Below are 15,056 nucleotides of genomic sequence, written 5' to 3'. Positions count from 1 at the left end.
CCCATATGATCCTCACTCATGAGAGATGCCCGAATTGCCTCGCGGCGAGCTGCCGCATTCGCCGTCTGGTATTTGCGGGTCGTCGCGTTCGTCAATTTCCTCAGTGCCGTCTGGGTCTCTCTGGGGCAGGACGTGCGGCGGCACAACCAGGAGAACTTCTTCACCCCTTATCTGCTGACAGCCGGCTTCGCCTCCGGGGTGTTCACGGCTTTCCTCGCCATCACCATGCGGCGCCGCAAGCGCGCCGCATGGATCCTCAACCTCGCCCTGGCCGGGTCGTTCCTCGCACTGTTCGCCTTCGCAATGGCGTTCCCGGAGATCCGGCAGTACACCCAGAACTGGATCTCGCTGGGCCTCACCGCCCTCTTCGTGGTCGCCCTGCTGGCCGGTCGGCGGGAGTTCTATGCCAAGGGCGACCGCTCGAACCCGAAGCTCGCCGCCGCCGTCGCAGTGGGCGGCACGCTGGTCGCCTCGCTGCTCGCCGCGCTGCTGGTGACGGTCACCAACACGGCGCCGGACAGGGCGGTTTCGACGTTCCTGGAGCGCTGGCGCTACGGCACCTTCCGCCTGATCTCCGTCGCCGTCGACGAGTCCCGCTTCCCCGGCATCGACGCGCCGAACTGGGTCAACGTCGCCATCAACGTGCTCAGCACGATCCTCGTCCTCGCCGTCTTCTACGCCGCCTTCCGCTCCCGGCGGGCCGTCGACCCGCTCACCGAGGACGACGAGAAGCGGCTGCGGGAGCTGCTGGAGCGGCAGGGCGAGCGGGACTCGCTCGGGTACTTCGCGCTGCGGCGGGAGAAGAGCGTGGTGTGGTCGCCCACCGGCAAGGCGGCCGTCGCGTACCGGGTCGTGGGGGGCGTCTCGCTGGCGTCCGGTGATCCGATCGGCGACCCGGAGGCCTGGCCGGGCGCCATCGAGCCCTGGCTCGCCGAGGCACGGGCCCACGGGTGGATCCCGGCCGTCATGGGGGCGAGCGAGGAGGCCGGCACGGTGTACGCGCGGCACGGCCTGGACGCCCTGGAGCTCGGCGACGAGGCCCTGGTGGAGGTCGCCGACTTCACCCTCGACGGACGGGCCATGCGCACCGTGCGGCAGGCCTACAACCGGGTGAAGCGGGCCGGGTACACGGTGCGTATCCGGCGGCACGAGGACATTCCGGCGGACGAGATGACGTATCTGCTGAAGCGGGCGGACGACTGGCGCGACGGGGCCACCGAGCGCGGGTTCAGCATGGCGCTGGGGCGGCTCGGGGACCCGGAGGACGGGCAGTGCGTGATGCTCGAATGCACCGACGGCGAGGGCGAGTTGAGGGCGCTTCTCTCCTTCGTGCCGTGGGGGCCGCGCGGGCTCTCACTCGACCTGATGCGGCGGGACCGCGACTCCGACAACGGCCTGATGGAGTTCATGGTCATCGAGCTGCTGCGGCGCGCCCGAGAGATCGAGATCACGCAGGTCTCGCTCAACTTCGCCATGTTCCGTTCGGTCTTCGAACGTGGTGCACGCCTCGGTGCCGGGCCGGTGCTGAGGCTGTGGCGCTCGCTGCTCAGCTTCTTCTCGCGCTGGTGGCAGATCGAGTCGCTGTACCGCGCCAACGCCAAGTACCGGCCCATCTGGGAGCCGCGGTTCCTGCTCTTCGAGAAGAGCGCGGACCTGCCGCGCATCGGCATCGCCTCGGCGCGAGCGGAAGGGTTCCTGGAGGCGCCGGGACTGCCGAAGTGGCTGCACCGCAAGCACCTGGAGACGCACAGATGAGGATCGCCGGATGAACAGGCTCGCCCGCTGGGCCCGTGCCGAATGGGGATTCCTGTACGTCACGGTGCGTGAGCCGCTGGTGAAGCGGCGCTGGCGGGCGATCCCGATGACTCTCGGGGCGGTGGTGCTGACGACGGCCATACAGATCGTGCAGAACCAGTCATGGGGCTTTCAGTTCGTGCAGAACACCGGGGGCGTACGCGCCGAGGACCCGCTGTGGCTGTCGCTGCTGCGCACTCCCCTGTCGCTGTTCGTCCCGGCCCTCGACCTCCCCGTGTGGGGTGCACTGGCGCAGATCCTGTTCGTCTTCGGCGTCGCGGAGATCTGCCTCGGCCGCTGGCGCACGCTCGTCATCGCCTACGCCGCCACGCTCGCCGGCACGCTGTACGCACGTCTGGGCATCTGGCTGGGCTTCGACAACGCCTTCGGGCTGCCCTCCTCGGACGCCCAGGTCGTGGACACCGGCCCGTCGGCGGCGGTGGTGGGCCTCGCCGTGTTCCTCGGCTGGCGCTACGGCGCGTATGTCACGGCGTGCGCGGTGACGGCGGCGATGGCGGTCGAGGTACTGCTGAAGGGAAATCTCGCCGGCAAGGAACACATGGCGGCGATCGCGGCGGTCGGGGTGCTGTGCTTCATCTCGGCGCTGCGGCACCGCCACGGGCCGATCGCACGGATCGGCTCGGGGGCGGGCTTTCCGCGGGCGAGATCTTGAAGGGTGCGGTTCGGCAGCGCCCTGGTCCTCAGGGGCGCGGGGCTGTCCCGATGTGCGGCTCCGCCGCGCGGCGCGACCAGCCACGACGAAGCCGTAGACAGCCGGCGGCCCCGCCCGCACTTGCGCACACTCACCGCCCCAGGGAGCGATCCGGCACGGGGTCGGGCCTGCCGCCCAGGAGGTCCTGGAGTCTGCGCTGAGGGCCGGACCACCGGCGGTCGTGGCGATAGGCCCGCAACGTGGACTTGGCCCGGGCGCGCGGCCGCCGGCGGTAGAAGCGCCTGGCCCAGGGCGAGCCGGGGCGGGCAAGACGGACCAGCCCGATCAGCCCGATGAGCGGGACGATCACGCTGAAGATCGCCATCCGGGTCTTGCCCTTGCTCAGGACGGCCAGGGAGAACAGGAAGTTGATCACGACGGTCGAGATCACGCTGCCCCGGTCCTGCAGCTCGTTCTGGCTCATGTCGTTGACCCCGAACGGCGAGAACCCCACGAGCATCAGCCCCACCAGGGCCGCGGTCAGGACGACGACCTCGACGCTCTTGCGGCCCTCCTCGCTCCAGTAGACGTCGTCGAGGTGCAGGATCAGCGCGAACTCGTCGAGGACCAGCCCGGCCCCCATGCCGAAGACGACCGCGAAGACCGCCGAGCCGAAGCCGTGCCGACCGCTGGCGACCGCCCCGAAGCCGCCGAGGATCGTCAGGATGACGCCGGGCACGACATGGTGGATGTGCAGCCCGCCCGCTGCCTCGACGTTGCCGAAGGGCCCCTTGCCCGCCCGGATGAGACGAGTGATGACCCGGGTGACGAGGAACGTCAGCACGAAGGCGGTGAGGGCGAGCAGCAGCGGCAGCTTGCCGGGCTCGATGATGTTGCGCTGCAACCAATGTCCCATATGCGCACTTTAGCGAGGGTCCCTATATCCGCCCTCCCGACCGCCGAGTAACCTGCGCCGGTGCCCGAACCCTCCAAGACCCCCTGGCCGGACGGCCTCCGTTTCGCCTTCGGCACCCTCACCGTGCTCCCGGTGAAGGTGACCCGCTGGGACCGGGACGCCGCGCGCGGCGGCATGCTCTGCGCACCGGTCGCCGGGCTGGTGGTCGGCGGGTGCGCGGCCCTGGCCGGCGTGGTGCTGCTGGCGCTGGGCGCGGGGGCGCTGCTCGCCGCCGTCGCCTCCGCCGCCGTGCCCGCCGTCCTCACCCGCGGTCTGCATCTCGACGGGCTCGCGGACACCGCGGACGGGCTCGGCAGCGGGAAGCCCGCCGAGGACGCGCTGCGGATCATGAAGCAGTCGGACATCGGGCCGTTCGGAGTGATCACGCTCGTCCTTGTGCTGCTGGCGCAGGTGGCGGCGCTGGCTCAGGCGTACGGCGACTCGTGGGCCCGGGGTGCGCTCGCCGCCGTCGTCTCGGCGACGGCCGCCCGGCTGGCGCTCACCCTGGCCGCTCGGACGGGGGTGCCGGCCGCCCGGCCCGAGGGGCTGGGGGCGGCGGTCGCGGGCGTGGTGCCGGTACCGGCGGCGGTGGTCGCGGCTGTCGTGGTCACCGGGGCTGCCGCCGCCGGGGGTGCGCTCGTCGGGACGTACGACCTGATCCGTACGGCGGCCGCGGTCGTTGCCGCCCTCGCCGGCGCCGAACTCCTGCTGCGCCACTGCACGCGCCGCTTCGGCGGGGTCACCGGCGATGTGTTCGGGGGGCTTGCCGAGACGGCTGCGACGGTTTCGCTCCTGGTGCTTTCGCTGGGGCAGTAGTCTCTTCCGCCGTACACGGACAAGTGATCGTGATCGGGGGATGTTCGTGCCGAAGCTTCGTCGTGCCGTGGCGTGGTTCATCGACTTCGTGCTGGTGCTCACCCTGGCGTATCTGCTCGCCGTCCTGACCTTCCACCGGATATCCGCGCTGGTCACCGACGTGCCCGACCTCGCCACCCATGGCGGCTTCGACCTGCTGACCTCGCAGGGCGACGTCGTCGGCGCCTCGGAGAGCCTCGGACTGTCGCTGTGGCACAAGGCGGTGCTCGACGTGGAGGAGGCCTTCGGGATGCTGATCGTGGCGACGTTCCTCTACCAGTGGGGCTGCCTCGCCCTCGCCGGACGGACCCTCGGCAAGGGGCTGCTCGGGCTGCGGGTCACCCCGAGCGCCCCCACCCGGGCCGCGGTGCGCGCCGCGGTCACCACGGCCGCCGACATCGCCGTCTACGCCGTCGCCTGCATCCTGCTGGTCGAGGGGCAGTTCGTGCTGTCAGTGCTGGTGTGGGCGCTGGCCGTGGTCGTCTTCCTGCTCAACGCGCTGCCGGTCTTCTCCCCCACCCGCCGCTCCCTCGCCGACCGGCTGGCGGGCACGGCGGTCACCGGGCTGGGGGTCAGCACGCCCGGCGCCACACCCCCAGTTCGTACTTTTTGAGCATCGAGCTGAGCTTCAGCCGACGGGCCTCGGCACAGAAGCGGCTGGTCGGCAGCTCGTACTCGACGTGGAAGACGGCCTTGCCCGCCTTGATGAAGGGCTTCATGGCGGCGCACTCGCCGTACTGGGCGCACTGTTCGTTGACCGCGAAGTCGAAGTCCCCCACCAGCTGCGGGATCTGGTCGAGGTCGTTCTTCAGGCCGACCGCCATGCCGCGGTCGTGGGCCAGCTTCGCGATCAGGCGGTTGTAGCGGAGCTGGTCGGCGGCCTTGAGCGGGAAGCCGGTGGTGTTCTTGTAGCCGTCCATGTTGTCGGGCTCCACCGCGTCGAAGCCCTTCTTGCGGCACATGTCGAAGCGGGCCGCCATCAGCGGCTCCAGTACGTCGGTGCGGCGGATGTCGAGCCAGCGCTCGCCCTTCCAGCCGTTGCCCTTGCCGAGCACCGACCTGGGGAACCTCTTCGCGTCGGGGCGCCAGTCCTCCCAGGCGCCCGTCGAGAGGTAGCAGATGACCTTGCGGCCCTTGCCGTGCAGCGCGGAGACCGTCGCCTTCGGCTGGTCGAAGCCGTCGATGTCGTAGACCGGCACGTCGACGGAGGTGTCGACGCGGCCGCTGAGCTGCCACTGCCAGGCCACGCCGGGGCGCGGCTGCCAACGGCCGCCGGACGTCCGGGAGTCGGGCGCTCCGGCGCAGCCCGCCGTCAGCACGAACAGGGCGAGCAGGGCAAGCAGGCGTATCGGACGTTTCAACGAACGGGCTCCAGGGTGCGGGAAAGTGTTCCTCACGGATGATCTCCGATGCCGGGCACTGTGCACACGCCCGGAAGAATGAGTGAACGCGCACACACGCGTAGGCTCATCCCGAGTGTTCGCCGTACCGGGGAAGGCCCCGCTGAGACCGCACCCTGAGGCCGGTTCTAGGGTCGGCTGTCGGGCCCGGTCGACCCACACAGATCGACCACAGAAACTTCACATTGGAAGCGAGAATTCACCACCGTGACTGCTCTCACTCTCAGCACCGCCGCGGCGCCCGGTCTTCGGGCCGACGCGATCGTGATCGGTGTGGCCAAGGGCGCGAAGGGCCCGGTCGTCGCACCGGGCGCCGAGGCCGTGGACAAGGCCTACGACGGCAGGCTGGCCGGCGTCCTGGAAACCCTCGGTGCCTCCGGCGCCGAGGGCGAGGTGACGAAGCTGCCGGCGCCGTCCGGCTTCAAGGCCCCGCTCGTGGTGGCGGTGGGCCTGGGCGCGGAGCCCGAGAAGGACTCCGGCTATGACGGCGAGGCGCTGCGCAAGGCCGCCGGTGCCGCGGCCCGCACCCTCACCGGCGCCAAGAAGGCCGCCTTCGCCCTGCCCGTCGAGGACGCCGCCGACGTCGGCGCGATCAGCGAGGGCGTGCTGCTCGGCGCGTACTCCTTCGACGCCTACAAGAACAACGCGGGCGGCAAGGACACCAAGGACAAGAACGGCAAGGCGCCGCTCGCCGAGGCCTCCCTGCTGGGCGCCAAGCCCCGCGACAAGGAGCACAAGGCGGCCGTCGAGCGCGCCACCGCCGTCGCCGAGGAGCTCAACCGCGCCCGCGACCTGATCAACACCCCGCCGAACGACCTCAACCCGGAGGCGTTCGCCGCCGTCGCGCAGACCGCGGCCAAGGAGCACGGCATCAAGGTGCAGGTGCTCGACGTGAAGGCCCTGGAGAAGGGCGGCTACGGCGGCATCCTCGGCGTCGGCGTCGGCTCGGCGGCGGGCCCGCGGCTGGTGAAGCTGTCGTACACCTCCGCGAAGGCGAAGAAGCACCTCGCGTTCGTCGGCAAGGGCATCACCTACGACTCGGGCGGCATCTCGCTGAAGCCGGCCGGCCACAACGAGACGATGAAGTGCGACATGAGCGGTGCGGCGGCCGTCTTCGCCGCCGTGGTCGCCGTCGCACGCCTGGGTCTCGAGGTCAATGTCACCGGCTGGCTGGCACTGGCGGAGAACATGCCGTCGGGTTCCGCGACCCGTCCCGGCGACGTGCTGCGCATGTACAGCGGCAAGACGGTCGAGGTCCTCAACACCGACGCCGAGGGCCGGCTGGTCCTCGCGGACGCGCTGTGGGCCGCATCCGAGGAGAAGCCGGACGCGATCGTGGACGTCGCGACCCTGACCGGCGCGATGGTGCTGGCGCTGGGCAGCCGGACCTTCGGGGTCATGGCGAACGACGACGCGTTCCGCTCCGCGGTGCACGAGGCGGCCGAGGAGGTCGGCGAGCCGGCCTGGCCGATGCCGCTGCCGGAGCACCTGCGCAAGGGCATGGACTCCCCCACCGCCGACATCGCGAACATGGGCGAGCGGATGGGCGGCGGCCTGGTCGCCGGTCTCTTCCTGCGCGAGTTCGTGGGCGAGGGGATCACCTGGGCGCACCTGGACATCGCGGGGCCGGCCTTCAACGAGGGCGGACCGTTCGGTTACACGCCGAAGGGCGGTACGGGTACGGCGGTGCGGACGCTGGTCAGGCTGGCGGAGCTCACCGCGGCCGGCGACCTGGGGTGAGGTCGCTCTGAACAGAAGGGGGCTCCGCGCGCGGGTAGGGCGGAGCCCCCTCGTTCATGCGCCCCACCCATCCGCTCAACTGAACGTGGGACGTCTCACACACCGGCCCGGCGTCTCGTTGGCCCTCGACAAGTGCGAAGATGGGGCACGGCAGGACAGGGCCCCCACCACAGGGCCGAAGAAAGAGCGGCCGGACACCAGCCGCCGACCGGTCACGGACGACCGGTGTGGCGCACATGCATGGAGGACGTGACGTGGCGAACGACGCCAGCACCGTTTTCGACCTAGTGATCCTCGGCGGTGGTAGCGGTGGTTACGCCGCGGCGCTGCGCGGGGCCCAGCTGGGCCTGGACGTCGCCCTGATCGAGAAGGACAAGGTCGGCGGTACCTGCCTGCACCGGGGGTGCATCCCCACCAAGGCCCTGCTGCACGCGGGCGAGATCGCCGACCAGGCCCGCGAGAGCGAGCAGTTCGGCGTCAGGGCCACCTTCGAGGGCATCGACGTAGCGGCTGTCCACAAGTACAAGGACGGCGTGATCTCCGGCCTGTACAAGGGTCTGCAGGGTCTCATCGCGTCCCGCAAGGTGACGTACATCGAGGGTGAGGGCCGGCTCTCCTCCCCCACCTCCGTCGACGTGAACGGCCGGCGCGTCCAGGGCCGCCACGTGCTTCTCGCGACCGGCTCCGTGCCGAAGTCGCTGCCGGGCCTGGAGATCGACGGCAACCGCATCATCTCCTCGGACCACGCCCTCGTCCTGGACCGCGTGCCGAAGTCGGCGATCGTCCTCGGCGGCGGCGTCATCGGTGTCGAGTTCGCCTCCGCCTGGAAGTCCTTCGGCTCGGACATCACCGTCATCGAGGGCCTCAAGCACCTCGTCCCGGTCGAGGACGAGAACTCCTCCAAGCTTCTTGAGCGCGCGTTCCGCAAGCGCGGCATCAAGTTCAACCTGGGCACCTTCTTCTCGAAGGCCGAGTACACCGCCGACGGCGTCAAGGTCACCCTGGCCGACGGCAAGGAGTTCGAGGCCGAGATCCTGCTGGTCGCGGTGGGCCGCGGCCCGGTCTCCGCCGGTCTCGGTTACGAGGAGCAGGGCGTCGCGATGGACCGCGGCTACGTCCTGGTCGACGAGTACATGCGGACGAACGTCCCGACCATCTCCGCCGTCGGTGACCTGGTCCCGACGCTCCAGCTCGCGCACGTCGGCTTCGCCGAGGGCATCCTGGTGGCGGAGCGTCTGGCCGGTCTCAAGACCGTCCCGATCGACTACGACGGTGTGCCGCGGGTGACGTACTGCCACCCCGAGGTCGCCTCCGTGGGCATCACCGAGGCCAAGGCCAAGGAGATCTACGGTGCGGACAAGGTCGTCGCTCTGAAGTACAACCTCGCGGGCAACGGCAAGAGCAAGATCCTGAACACCTCGGGCGAGATCAAGCTCGTCCAGGTGAAGGACGGTGCCGTGGTCGGCGTCCACATGGTCGGCGACCGCATGGGCGAGCAGGTCGGCGAGGCCCAGCTGATCTACAACTGGGAAGCGCTGCCCGCCGAGGTCGCCCAGCTCATCCACGCCCACCCGACCCAGAACGAGGCGATGGGCGAGGCCCACCTGGCCCTGGCCGGCAAGCCCCTTCACTCGCACGACTGATCCCTCGGTCGACGAAGCGACGACACAGACTTCCGCACTTTCCGTAAGGAGCAACCGAAACCATGGCGGTTTCCGTAACCCTTCCGGCGCTCGGCGAGAGCGTCACCGAGGGCACTGTCACTCGCTGGCTGAAGGCCGAGGGCGAGCGCGTCGAGGCCGACGAGCCGTTGCTCGAGGTCTCGACCGACAAGGTCGACACCGAGATCCCCTCCCCTGCTGCCGGTGTCCTGGCGTCCATCAAGGTCGCCGAGGACGAGACCGTTGAGGTCGGCGCCGAGCTGGCCGTCATCGACGACGGCACGGGCGCCCCCGCTGCCGCCCCGGCCCCCGCCGCTGCCGAGGCCCCGGCCCCGGCCGCCGAGCCCGCCCCGGCGCCGGTCGCCGAGGCCCCGGCCGCCCCTGCCCCTGCCCCTGCCCCCGCCGCCGAGGCGCCCGCCGCTCCGGCCGGTGGCGCCTCCGGTACCGACGTGGTCCTGCCCGCCCTGGGCGAGTCCGTCACCGAGGGCACCGTCACCCGCTGGCTGAAGTCGGTCGGCGACTCCGTCGAGGCCGACGAGCCGCTGCTCGAGGTCTCCACGGACAAGGTCGACACCGAGATCCCGGCGCCCACCTCCGGTGTGCTGCTCGAGATCACGGTCGGCGAGGACGAGACCGCCGAGGTCGGCGCCAAGCTCGCCGTCATCGGCGCCCCGGGTGCCGCTCCGGCGGCTGCCCCGGCTCCGGCCGCTCCGGCTCCGGCGCCCGCCGCCGCTGCCCCGGCTCCGGCCCCTGCCGCCCCGGTGGCTCCGCCGGCCCCGGCCCCGGCTCCGGCCGCTCCGGCGCCCGCGCCCGCCCCGGTCGCCGCTGCTCCGGCCCCGGCCGCTCCGGCGCCCGCGCCGGCCGCTCCGGCTCCGGTGACCCCGGCTGCGCCCGCGCCCGCCGCGGCTGCCACCGACGAGGGCGCCTACGTCACCCCGCTGGTGCGCAAGCTCGCCGCCGAGAACGGCGTCGACCTGGCCGGCGTCAAGGGCACCGGCGTCGGCGGCCGTATCCGCAAGCAGGACGTCATCGCCGCCGCCGAGGCCGCGAAGGCCGCCGCCGCTGCCCCGGCTCCGGCCGCCGCCGCTGCTCCGGCCGCCAAGAAGGCGCCGTCGCTGGAGGCCTCCCCCCTCCGTGGCCAGACCGTCAAGATGCCGCGCATCCGCAAGGTCATCGGCGACAACATGGTCAAGGCGCTGCACGAGCAGGCGCAGCTGTCCTCGGTCGTCGAGGTCGACGTCACGCGTCTGATGAAGCTGCGCGCCCGGGCCAAGGACGCGTTCGCGGCCCGCGAGGGCGTCAAGCTCTCCCCGATGCCGTTCTTCGTGAAGGCGGCGGCGCAGGCGCTGAAGGCGCACGCGCCCATCAACGCCAAGATCAACGAGGGCGAAGGCACGATCACCTACTTCGACACCGAGAACATCGGTATCGCGGTGGACTCCGAGAAGGGCCTGATGACCCCGGTCATCAAGCACGCGGGCGACCTCAACCTCGCCGGCATCGCGAAGGCCACGGCGGAGCTGGCCGGCAAGGTCCGCGCCAACAAGATCACCCCGGACGAGCTGTCCGGCGCGACCTTCACCATCTCCAACACCGGTTCGCGCGGCGCCCTGTTCGACACGATCATCGTGCCGCCGGGCCAGGTCGCGATCCTCGGCATCGGTGCCACGGTCAAGCGCCCGGCGGTCATCGAGACCGAGGAGGGCACGGTCATCGGCGTCCGCGACATGACGTACCTGACCCTCTCCTACGACCACCGTCTGGTGGACGGCGCCGACGCGGCCCGTTACCTGACCGCGGTCAAGGCGATCCTGGAGGCGGGCGAGTTCGAGGTCGAGCTCGGGCTGTAGGCCTCAGCAGCCGTACGTCGGTGCCCCCGTCCGGAGTTCTCCGGCGGGGGCACCGACGTTTCACGCTTCTGACGCGGCGTCGGCGCGGGGTCGCTGCAGTCCTACAGGGTCTCCACCCCCACATTGGGGATGCCCAGGCCGGGCGCCCGAGTCGGCTCTGTGCCCGGGCAGGGTGGTGACCCCCTCGACCGCCTCCGTCTCGGCCGCGACGACCGCGCACGCGCCCCTCCCGTTCGCCCGCGATGGTCATTGCGTCCCCCAGTCGTGCGTCAGGGCGTCCGGGCGGAAACAGCTCTGCCGACCGCGACACCGAACGGGCTCGCGGAGTTCAGCCGGTGACGCGGCGGTGATGGCTCCGGGCCGTATCGCGTACGGGTCTTTACAGGAGGCCCGGGTCTGCCGGGCGTGTAAGTCTCGTCTCACCTGCATGAAAGCGCCCCCGTGCGCCCCTCTCGAAGGCGCCCGCGGCCTTATTGTCTAAACGTCAAACGCCCCAGGGGCCGATGGGCGGCCCCTCCCTAAGGAGCCCTCATGACCGCGCCCGTCGTCCACTCGCTGCGCGAACAGATCCGCGAGCACATCGTGGAGGGGATCGTCAGCGGGCGCTGGAAGCCGGGCGAGCGGATCGTGGAGCGACGGATCGCGACCGAGCTGGAGGTCAGCCAGACGCCGGTGCGGGAGGCGCTGCGCGAGCTGGAGTCGCTGCGGCTGATCGAGTCGGCGCCCAACAAGGGCGTGCGGGTGCGGAATCTGACGGCGGCCGACCTGGAGGAGAGCTACCCGGTGCGGGCCGGCCTGGAGGCGATCGCGGCGGAGCTGGCCGCGGAGAAGCTGGCGGAGGACTGCTCGGCCCTGGAACCGCACGTCGTCGCCCTCTATGACGCAGACCGCAACGCCGACGGCACGGGCCAGGTGCGGCACACGGTCGCCTTCCACCGCGAACTGGTGCGCGCCGCGGGCAACTCCGTGCTGCTGCACACCTGGGAGGGCCTGGGCATCGAGGTGTTCACGGCACTGTCGATCCGCTGGCTGGGGACCGTGCAGCAGTCGTACGCGGAGGAGCACGAGGAGCTCGTCCAGGCCTTCCGGAGGCATGACCCGAGGATCGCGGATCTGGTGAAGGCGCATGTGCTGGGGTGCGCGCCGCGGGCGTGACACAGCCGAGCATCACTGCGCTCACCTGCGGAAATCCCCGAAATTCGCGGCACCGGGTGCCCGCCCGAAAGGCACCGCGTGCCTACTTTCTCGTAATCGAGAAGTTTTGCCTGCAACCCTTTGATCGATCATCGATCAGGGAGTTAGAGTCACCGGCGGGCCCGCGGCGGTAGCCGCAAAGTGTCACAGCACGAGGGCCCTAGCCCTGTCCTGCCAAAGACCAAGGGCAACCCCGAACCCTTAACCGATGAGGGAACCCCCTTCGACTGAGGAAGGCGGCGACATGACCGACCCCAACGCCATCCAGCCGAGCGAGCTCGACCAGCTCCCCGACCGGGACCCCGAGGAGACCGCCGAATGGCAGGCCTCCCTGGACGCGGTCGCCAAGGCGGCGGGCCCGCACCGTGCCGCGTATCTGATGCGCCGCACGCTGGAGCGCGCGGAGGGCAACGGCATCGCGCTGCCCAAGCTCCTCGAGACGGACTATGTCAACACCATCCCCACCGCCGCCGAGCCGGGTGTGCCCGGTGACGAGGAGATGGAGTCCCGGATCACCGCATGGAACCGCTGGAACGCGGCCGCGATGGTGTCCCGGGGCAGCAAGCACGGCGTCGGCGGCCACATCGCCACCTTCGCCTCCGCGGCCTGGCTCTACGAGACCGGCTTCAACCACTTCTTCAAGGGCAAGGAGGCCGACGGCTCGGGCGACCAGCTCTACATCCAGGGCCACGCCTCCCCCGGCATCTACGCCCGCGCCTTCCTCGACGGCCGTCTGACCGAGGCGCACCTCGACAACTTCCGCCAGGAGGCCGGTGGCAACGGCCTGCCGTCGTACCCGCACCCGCGGCGACTGCCCTGGCTCTGGGAGTTCCCGACCGTCTCCATGGGCCTCGGCCCGCTGTCGGCGATCTACCAGGCCCGCTTCAACCGCTATCTGACGGCGCGCGGCATCAAGGACGTCTCCTCGTCCCATGTGTGGGCGTTCCTCGGCGACGGTGAGATGGACGAGCCCGAGTCGACGGCTGCACTCGCACTCGCGAGCCGCGAGGGCCTGGACAACCTCACCTTCGTCATCAACTGCAACCTGCAGCGCCTCGACGGCCCGGTCCGCGCGAACTTCAAGATCGTGCAGGAGCTGGAGGCCCAGTTCCGCGGTGCGGGCTGGAACGTCGTGAAGACCCTCTGGGGTACGGCGTGGGACGAGCTGTTCCAGCTCGACACCACGGGCGCGCTCGTACGCCGGCTCCGCGAGGTACCGGATGCCCAGGTGCAGACGTACCAGACGCGCGACGCGGCCTACATCCGCGAGGACTTCTTCGGCAAGGACCCGGCGCTCGTCGAGATGGCGAAGCTGCTGAGCGACGACAAGATCCTCGAGTGCTTCCACCTCTCGCGCGGTGGCCACGAGGCCCGCAAGGTCTACGCCGCCTACAAGGCCGCGCTCGGCCACAAGGGCGCCCCGACCGTCATCCTGGCCCAGACCGTCAAGGGCTTCACCCTCGGTGAGGGCTTCGCGTCGAAGAACGCCAATCACCAGATGAAGAAGCTGACGGTGGACGAGTTCAAGAAGATGCGTGACCTTCTCGAACTCCCCATCTCGGACAGCCAGTTCGTCGACGGCCAGGTGCCCTACGGCCACCCGGGCGCCGACTCCCCCGAGGTCCGTTACCTCCAGGAGCGCCGCGCCGCGCTCGGCGGCCCGGCCCCGGCCCGCCGTACGCACGCGCTCGCGCCGCTGCCCGCCCCCGCCGAGAAGGCCTTCGCCTCCTTCGACAAGGGCTCCGGCACGCAGAACGTGGCCACCACCATGGCCTTCGTCCGCCTGATCAAGGACCTGGTCCGCGACAAGGAGACCGGCAAGCGCTGGGTGCCGATCGTCCCCGACGAGGCGCGCACCTTCGGCATGGAGTCGCTCTTCCCGTCCCTCGGGATCTACTCCCCCAAGGGTCAGACGTACGAGCCGGTCGACCGCGACCAGCTGATGTACTACAAGGAGGCCAAGAACGGCCAGATCCTCAACGAGGGGATCACCGAGGCCGGTTCGATGGCCGACTTCATCGCCGCTTCCACCGCGTACTCCACGCACGGCGAAGCGATGATCCCGTTCTACATCTTCTACTCGATGTTCGGCTGGCAGCGTACGGCCGACCAGATGTGGCAGCTCGGGGACCAGCTCGGCCGCGGCTTCCTGGTCGGCGCGACGGCGGGCCGTACGACGCTGACGGGCGAGGGCCTGCAGCACGCGGACGGCCACTCGCCGGTGATCGCCGCGACCAACCCGGCGGCGCTGACGTACGACCCGGCGTTCGCGTACGAGGTGGCGACGATCGTCAAGGACGGTCTGCGCCGGATGTACGGCGAGGCGGCGCCGGGCGAGGACCCGAACGTCTTCTACTACCTCACCGTCTACAACGAGCCGCTGCCGCAGCCCGCGAAGCCGGCCGGACTCGGTATCGACGAGGGCATCGTCAAGGGTCTGTACCGCTTCAACACGGCGGAATCGGCGGGGCTTTCGCCGGTGGCCAACGCGCCGCGCATCCAGCTGCTGGGTTCCGGTACGGCGATCCACTGGGTGATCGAGGCGCAGAAGCTGCTCGCGGAGGAGTGGGGCATCGCGGCCGACGTCTGGTCCGCGACCTCCTGGACGGAGCTGCGGCGCGACGCGCTGGAGGCCGACGCGGCCCTCCTGCGCGGCGAGGAGCGCGTCCCGTACGTCCGCCAGGCGCTGCACGGCGCCGAGGGCCCGGTGCTGGCCGTCTCCGACTACATGCGGCAGGTCCCGGACCAGATCGCGCAGTGGGTGGACCAGGACTACTCCTCGCTCGGTGCCGACGGCTTCGGCCTCTCGGACACCCGCGAGGCGGCCCGCCGCCACTTCGGCGTCGACGCGCAGTCGATCGTCGTGGCGGCCCTGGCCCAGCTGGCCCGCCGCGGCGAGGTCAAGGCGACGGCCGTGAAGGAAGCGCGCGAGAAGTACGGGCTGTAGGCCCTGCG

11 protein-coding genes are annotated in these 15,056 nt (G+C 70.6%); 9 read left to right on the top strand and 2 right to left on the bottom strand.

Translation table 11 applies throughout. The annotated features are described in order from the left end of the window. The first annotated feature begins 18 nt into the window (after positions 1-18). Together IH68_RS0111535 and IH68_RS56345 are read left to right on the top strand one after the other, a co-directional pair. The gene (locus IH68_RS0111535) at positions 19-1,755 is read left to right on the top strand and encodes a phosphatidylglycerol lysyltransferase domain-containing protein (RefSeq protein WP_030932565.1); all 1,737 of its coding nucleotides are present in this window, start codon (positions 19-21) and stop codon (positions 1,753-1,755) included. 10 nt (positions 1,756-1,765) lie between these two features. Then, the gene (locus IH68_RS56345; RefSeq protein WP_030932561.1) at positions 1,766-2,467 is read left to right on the top strand and encodes a hypothetical protein; all 702 of its coding nucleotides are present in this window, start codon (positions 1,766-1,768) and stop codon (positions 2,465-2,467) included. A gap of 130 nt (positions 2,468-2,597) precedes the next feature. On the opposite strand, the gene IH68_RS0111525 is transcribed toward IH68_RS56345, so the two are convergent. Next, a complete protein-coding gene (locus IH68_RS0111525; protein ID WP_030932558.1) occupies positions 2,598-3,362 on the bottom strand; it encodes a hypothetical protein in 765 nt (254 codons plus the stop codon). 60 nt (positions 3,363-3,422) lie between these two features. On the opposite strand from IH68_RS0111525, the gene IH68_RS0111520 reads away from it, so the two are divergent. Then, positions 3,423-4,217 carry an adenosylcobinamide-GDP ribazoletransferase gene (locus IH68_RS0111520; protein WP_030932555.1) on the top strand — a complete coding sequence of 265 codons (795 nt, stop codon included), beginning with the start codon at positions 3,423-3,425 and terminating at the stop codon, positions 4,215-4,217. A 46-nt stretch (positions 4,218-4,263) separates the two neighbouring features. Then, positions 4,264-4,869 carry an RDD family protein gene (locus IH68_RS0111515; RefSeq protein ID WP_234341315.1) on the top strand — a complete coding sequence of 202 codons (606 nt, stop codon included), beginning with the start codon at positions 4,264-4,266 and terminating at the stop codon, positions 4,867-4,869. Here the strand turns inward: IH68_RS0111515 and IH68_RS0111510 are convergent. Further along, positions 4,829-5,617 carry an endo alpha-1,4 polygalactosaminidase gene (locus IH68_RS0111510; protein WP_030932550.1) on the bottom strand — a complete coding sequence of 263 codons (789 nt, stop codon included), beginning with the start codon at positions 5,615-5,617 and terminating at the stop codon, positions 4,829-4,831. The genes IH68_RS0111515 and IH68_RS0111510 overlap by 41 nt on opposite strands. 246 nt (positions 5,618-5,863) lie before the next feature. On the opposite strand from IH68_RS0111510, the gene IH68_RS0111505 reads away from it, so the two are divergent. The 5 genes from IH68_RS0111505 to aceE all read left to right on the top strand — a co-directional run bounded on the left by IH68_RS0111505 (position 5,864) and on the right by aceE (position 15,048). Next, positions 5,864-7,396: a leucyl aminopeptidase gene (locus IH68_RS0111505; protein ID WP_030932547.1), complete on the top strand. Its 1,533-nt coding sequence runs from the start codon at positions 5,864-5,866 to the stop codon at positions 7,394-7,396. Positions 7,397-7,650: 254 nt separating this feature from the next. Beyond that, positions 7,651-9,039: a dihydrolipoyl dehydrogenase gene (gene lpdA / locus IH68_RS0111500; protein ID WP_030932544.1), complete on the top strand. Its 1,389-nt coding sequence runs from the start codon at positions 7,651-7,653 to the stop codon at positions 9,037-9,039. 62 nt (positions 9,040-9,101) lie between these two features. Next, positions 9,102-10,907, top strand: coding sequence for a 2-oxoglutarate dehydrogenase, E2 component, dihydrolipoamide succinyltransferase (gene sucB / locus IH68_RS0111495; protein ID WP_030932541.1), 1,806 nt, complete (start codon positions 9,102-9,104; stop codon positions 10,905-10,907). A 531-nt stretch (positions 10,908-11,438) separates the two neighbouring features. Further along, on the top strand, positions 11,439-12,062 hold the full coding sequence (locus IH68_RS0111490) for a GntR family transcriptional regulator (RefSeq protein WP_030932538.1): 624 nt from the start codon (positions 11,439-11,441) through the stop codon (positions 12,060-12,062). A 283-nt stretch (positions 12,063-12,345) separates the two neighbouring features. After that, entirely contained in the window at positions 12,346-15,048 is a 2,703-nt protein-coding gene (aceE, locus tag IH68_RS0111485; protein ID WP_030932535.1) for a pyruvate dehydrogenase (acetyl-transferring), homodimeric type, read from the top strand. Positions 15,049-15,056 lie beyond the last annotated feature (8 nt).

It is taken from the genome of Streptomyces sp. NRRL S-646, from assembly GCF_000720765.1.
Classification (GTDB): domain Bacteria; phylum Actinomycetota; class Actinomycetes; order Streptomycetales; family Streptomycetaceae; genus Streptomyces.
Note: the sequence above shows the minus strand (reverse complement) of the source record. Positions and strands in the feature narration are given on the sequence as shown.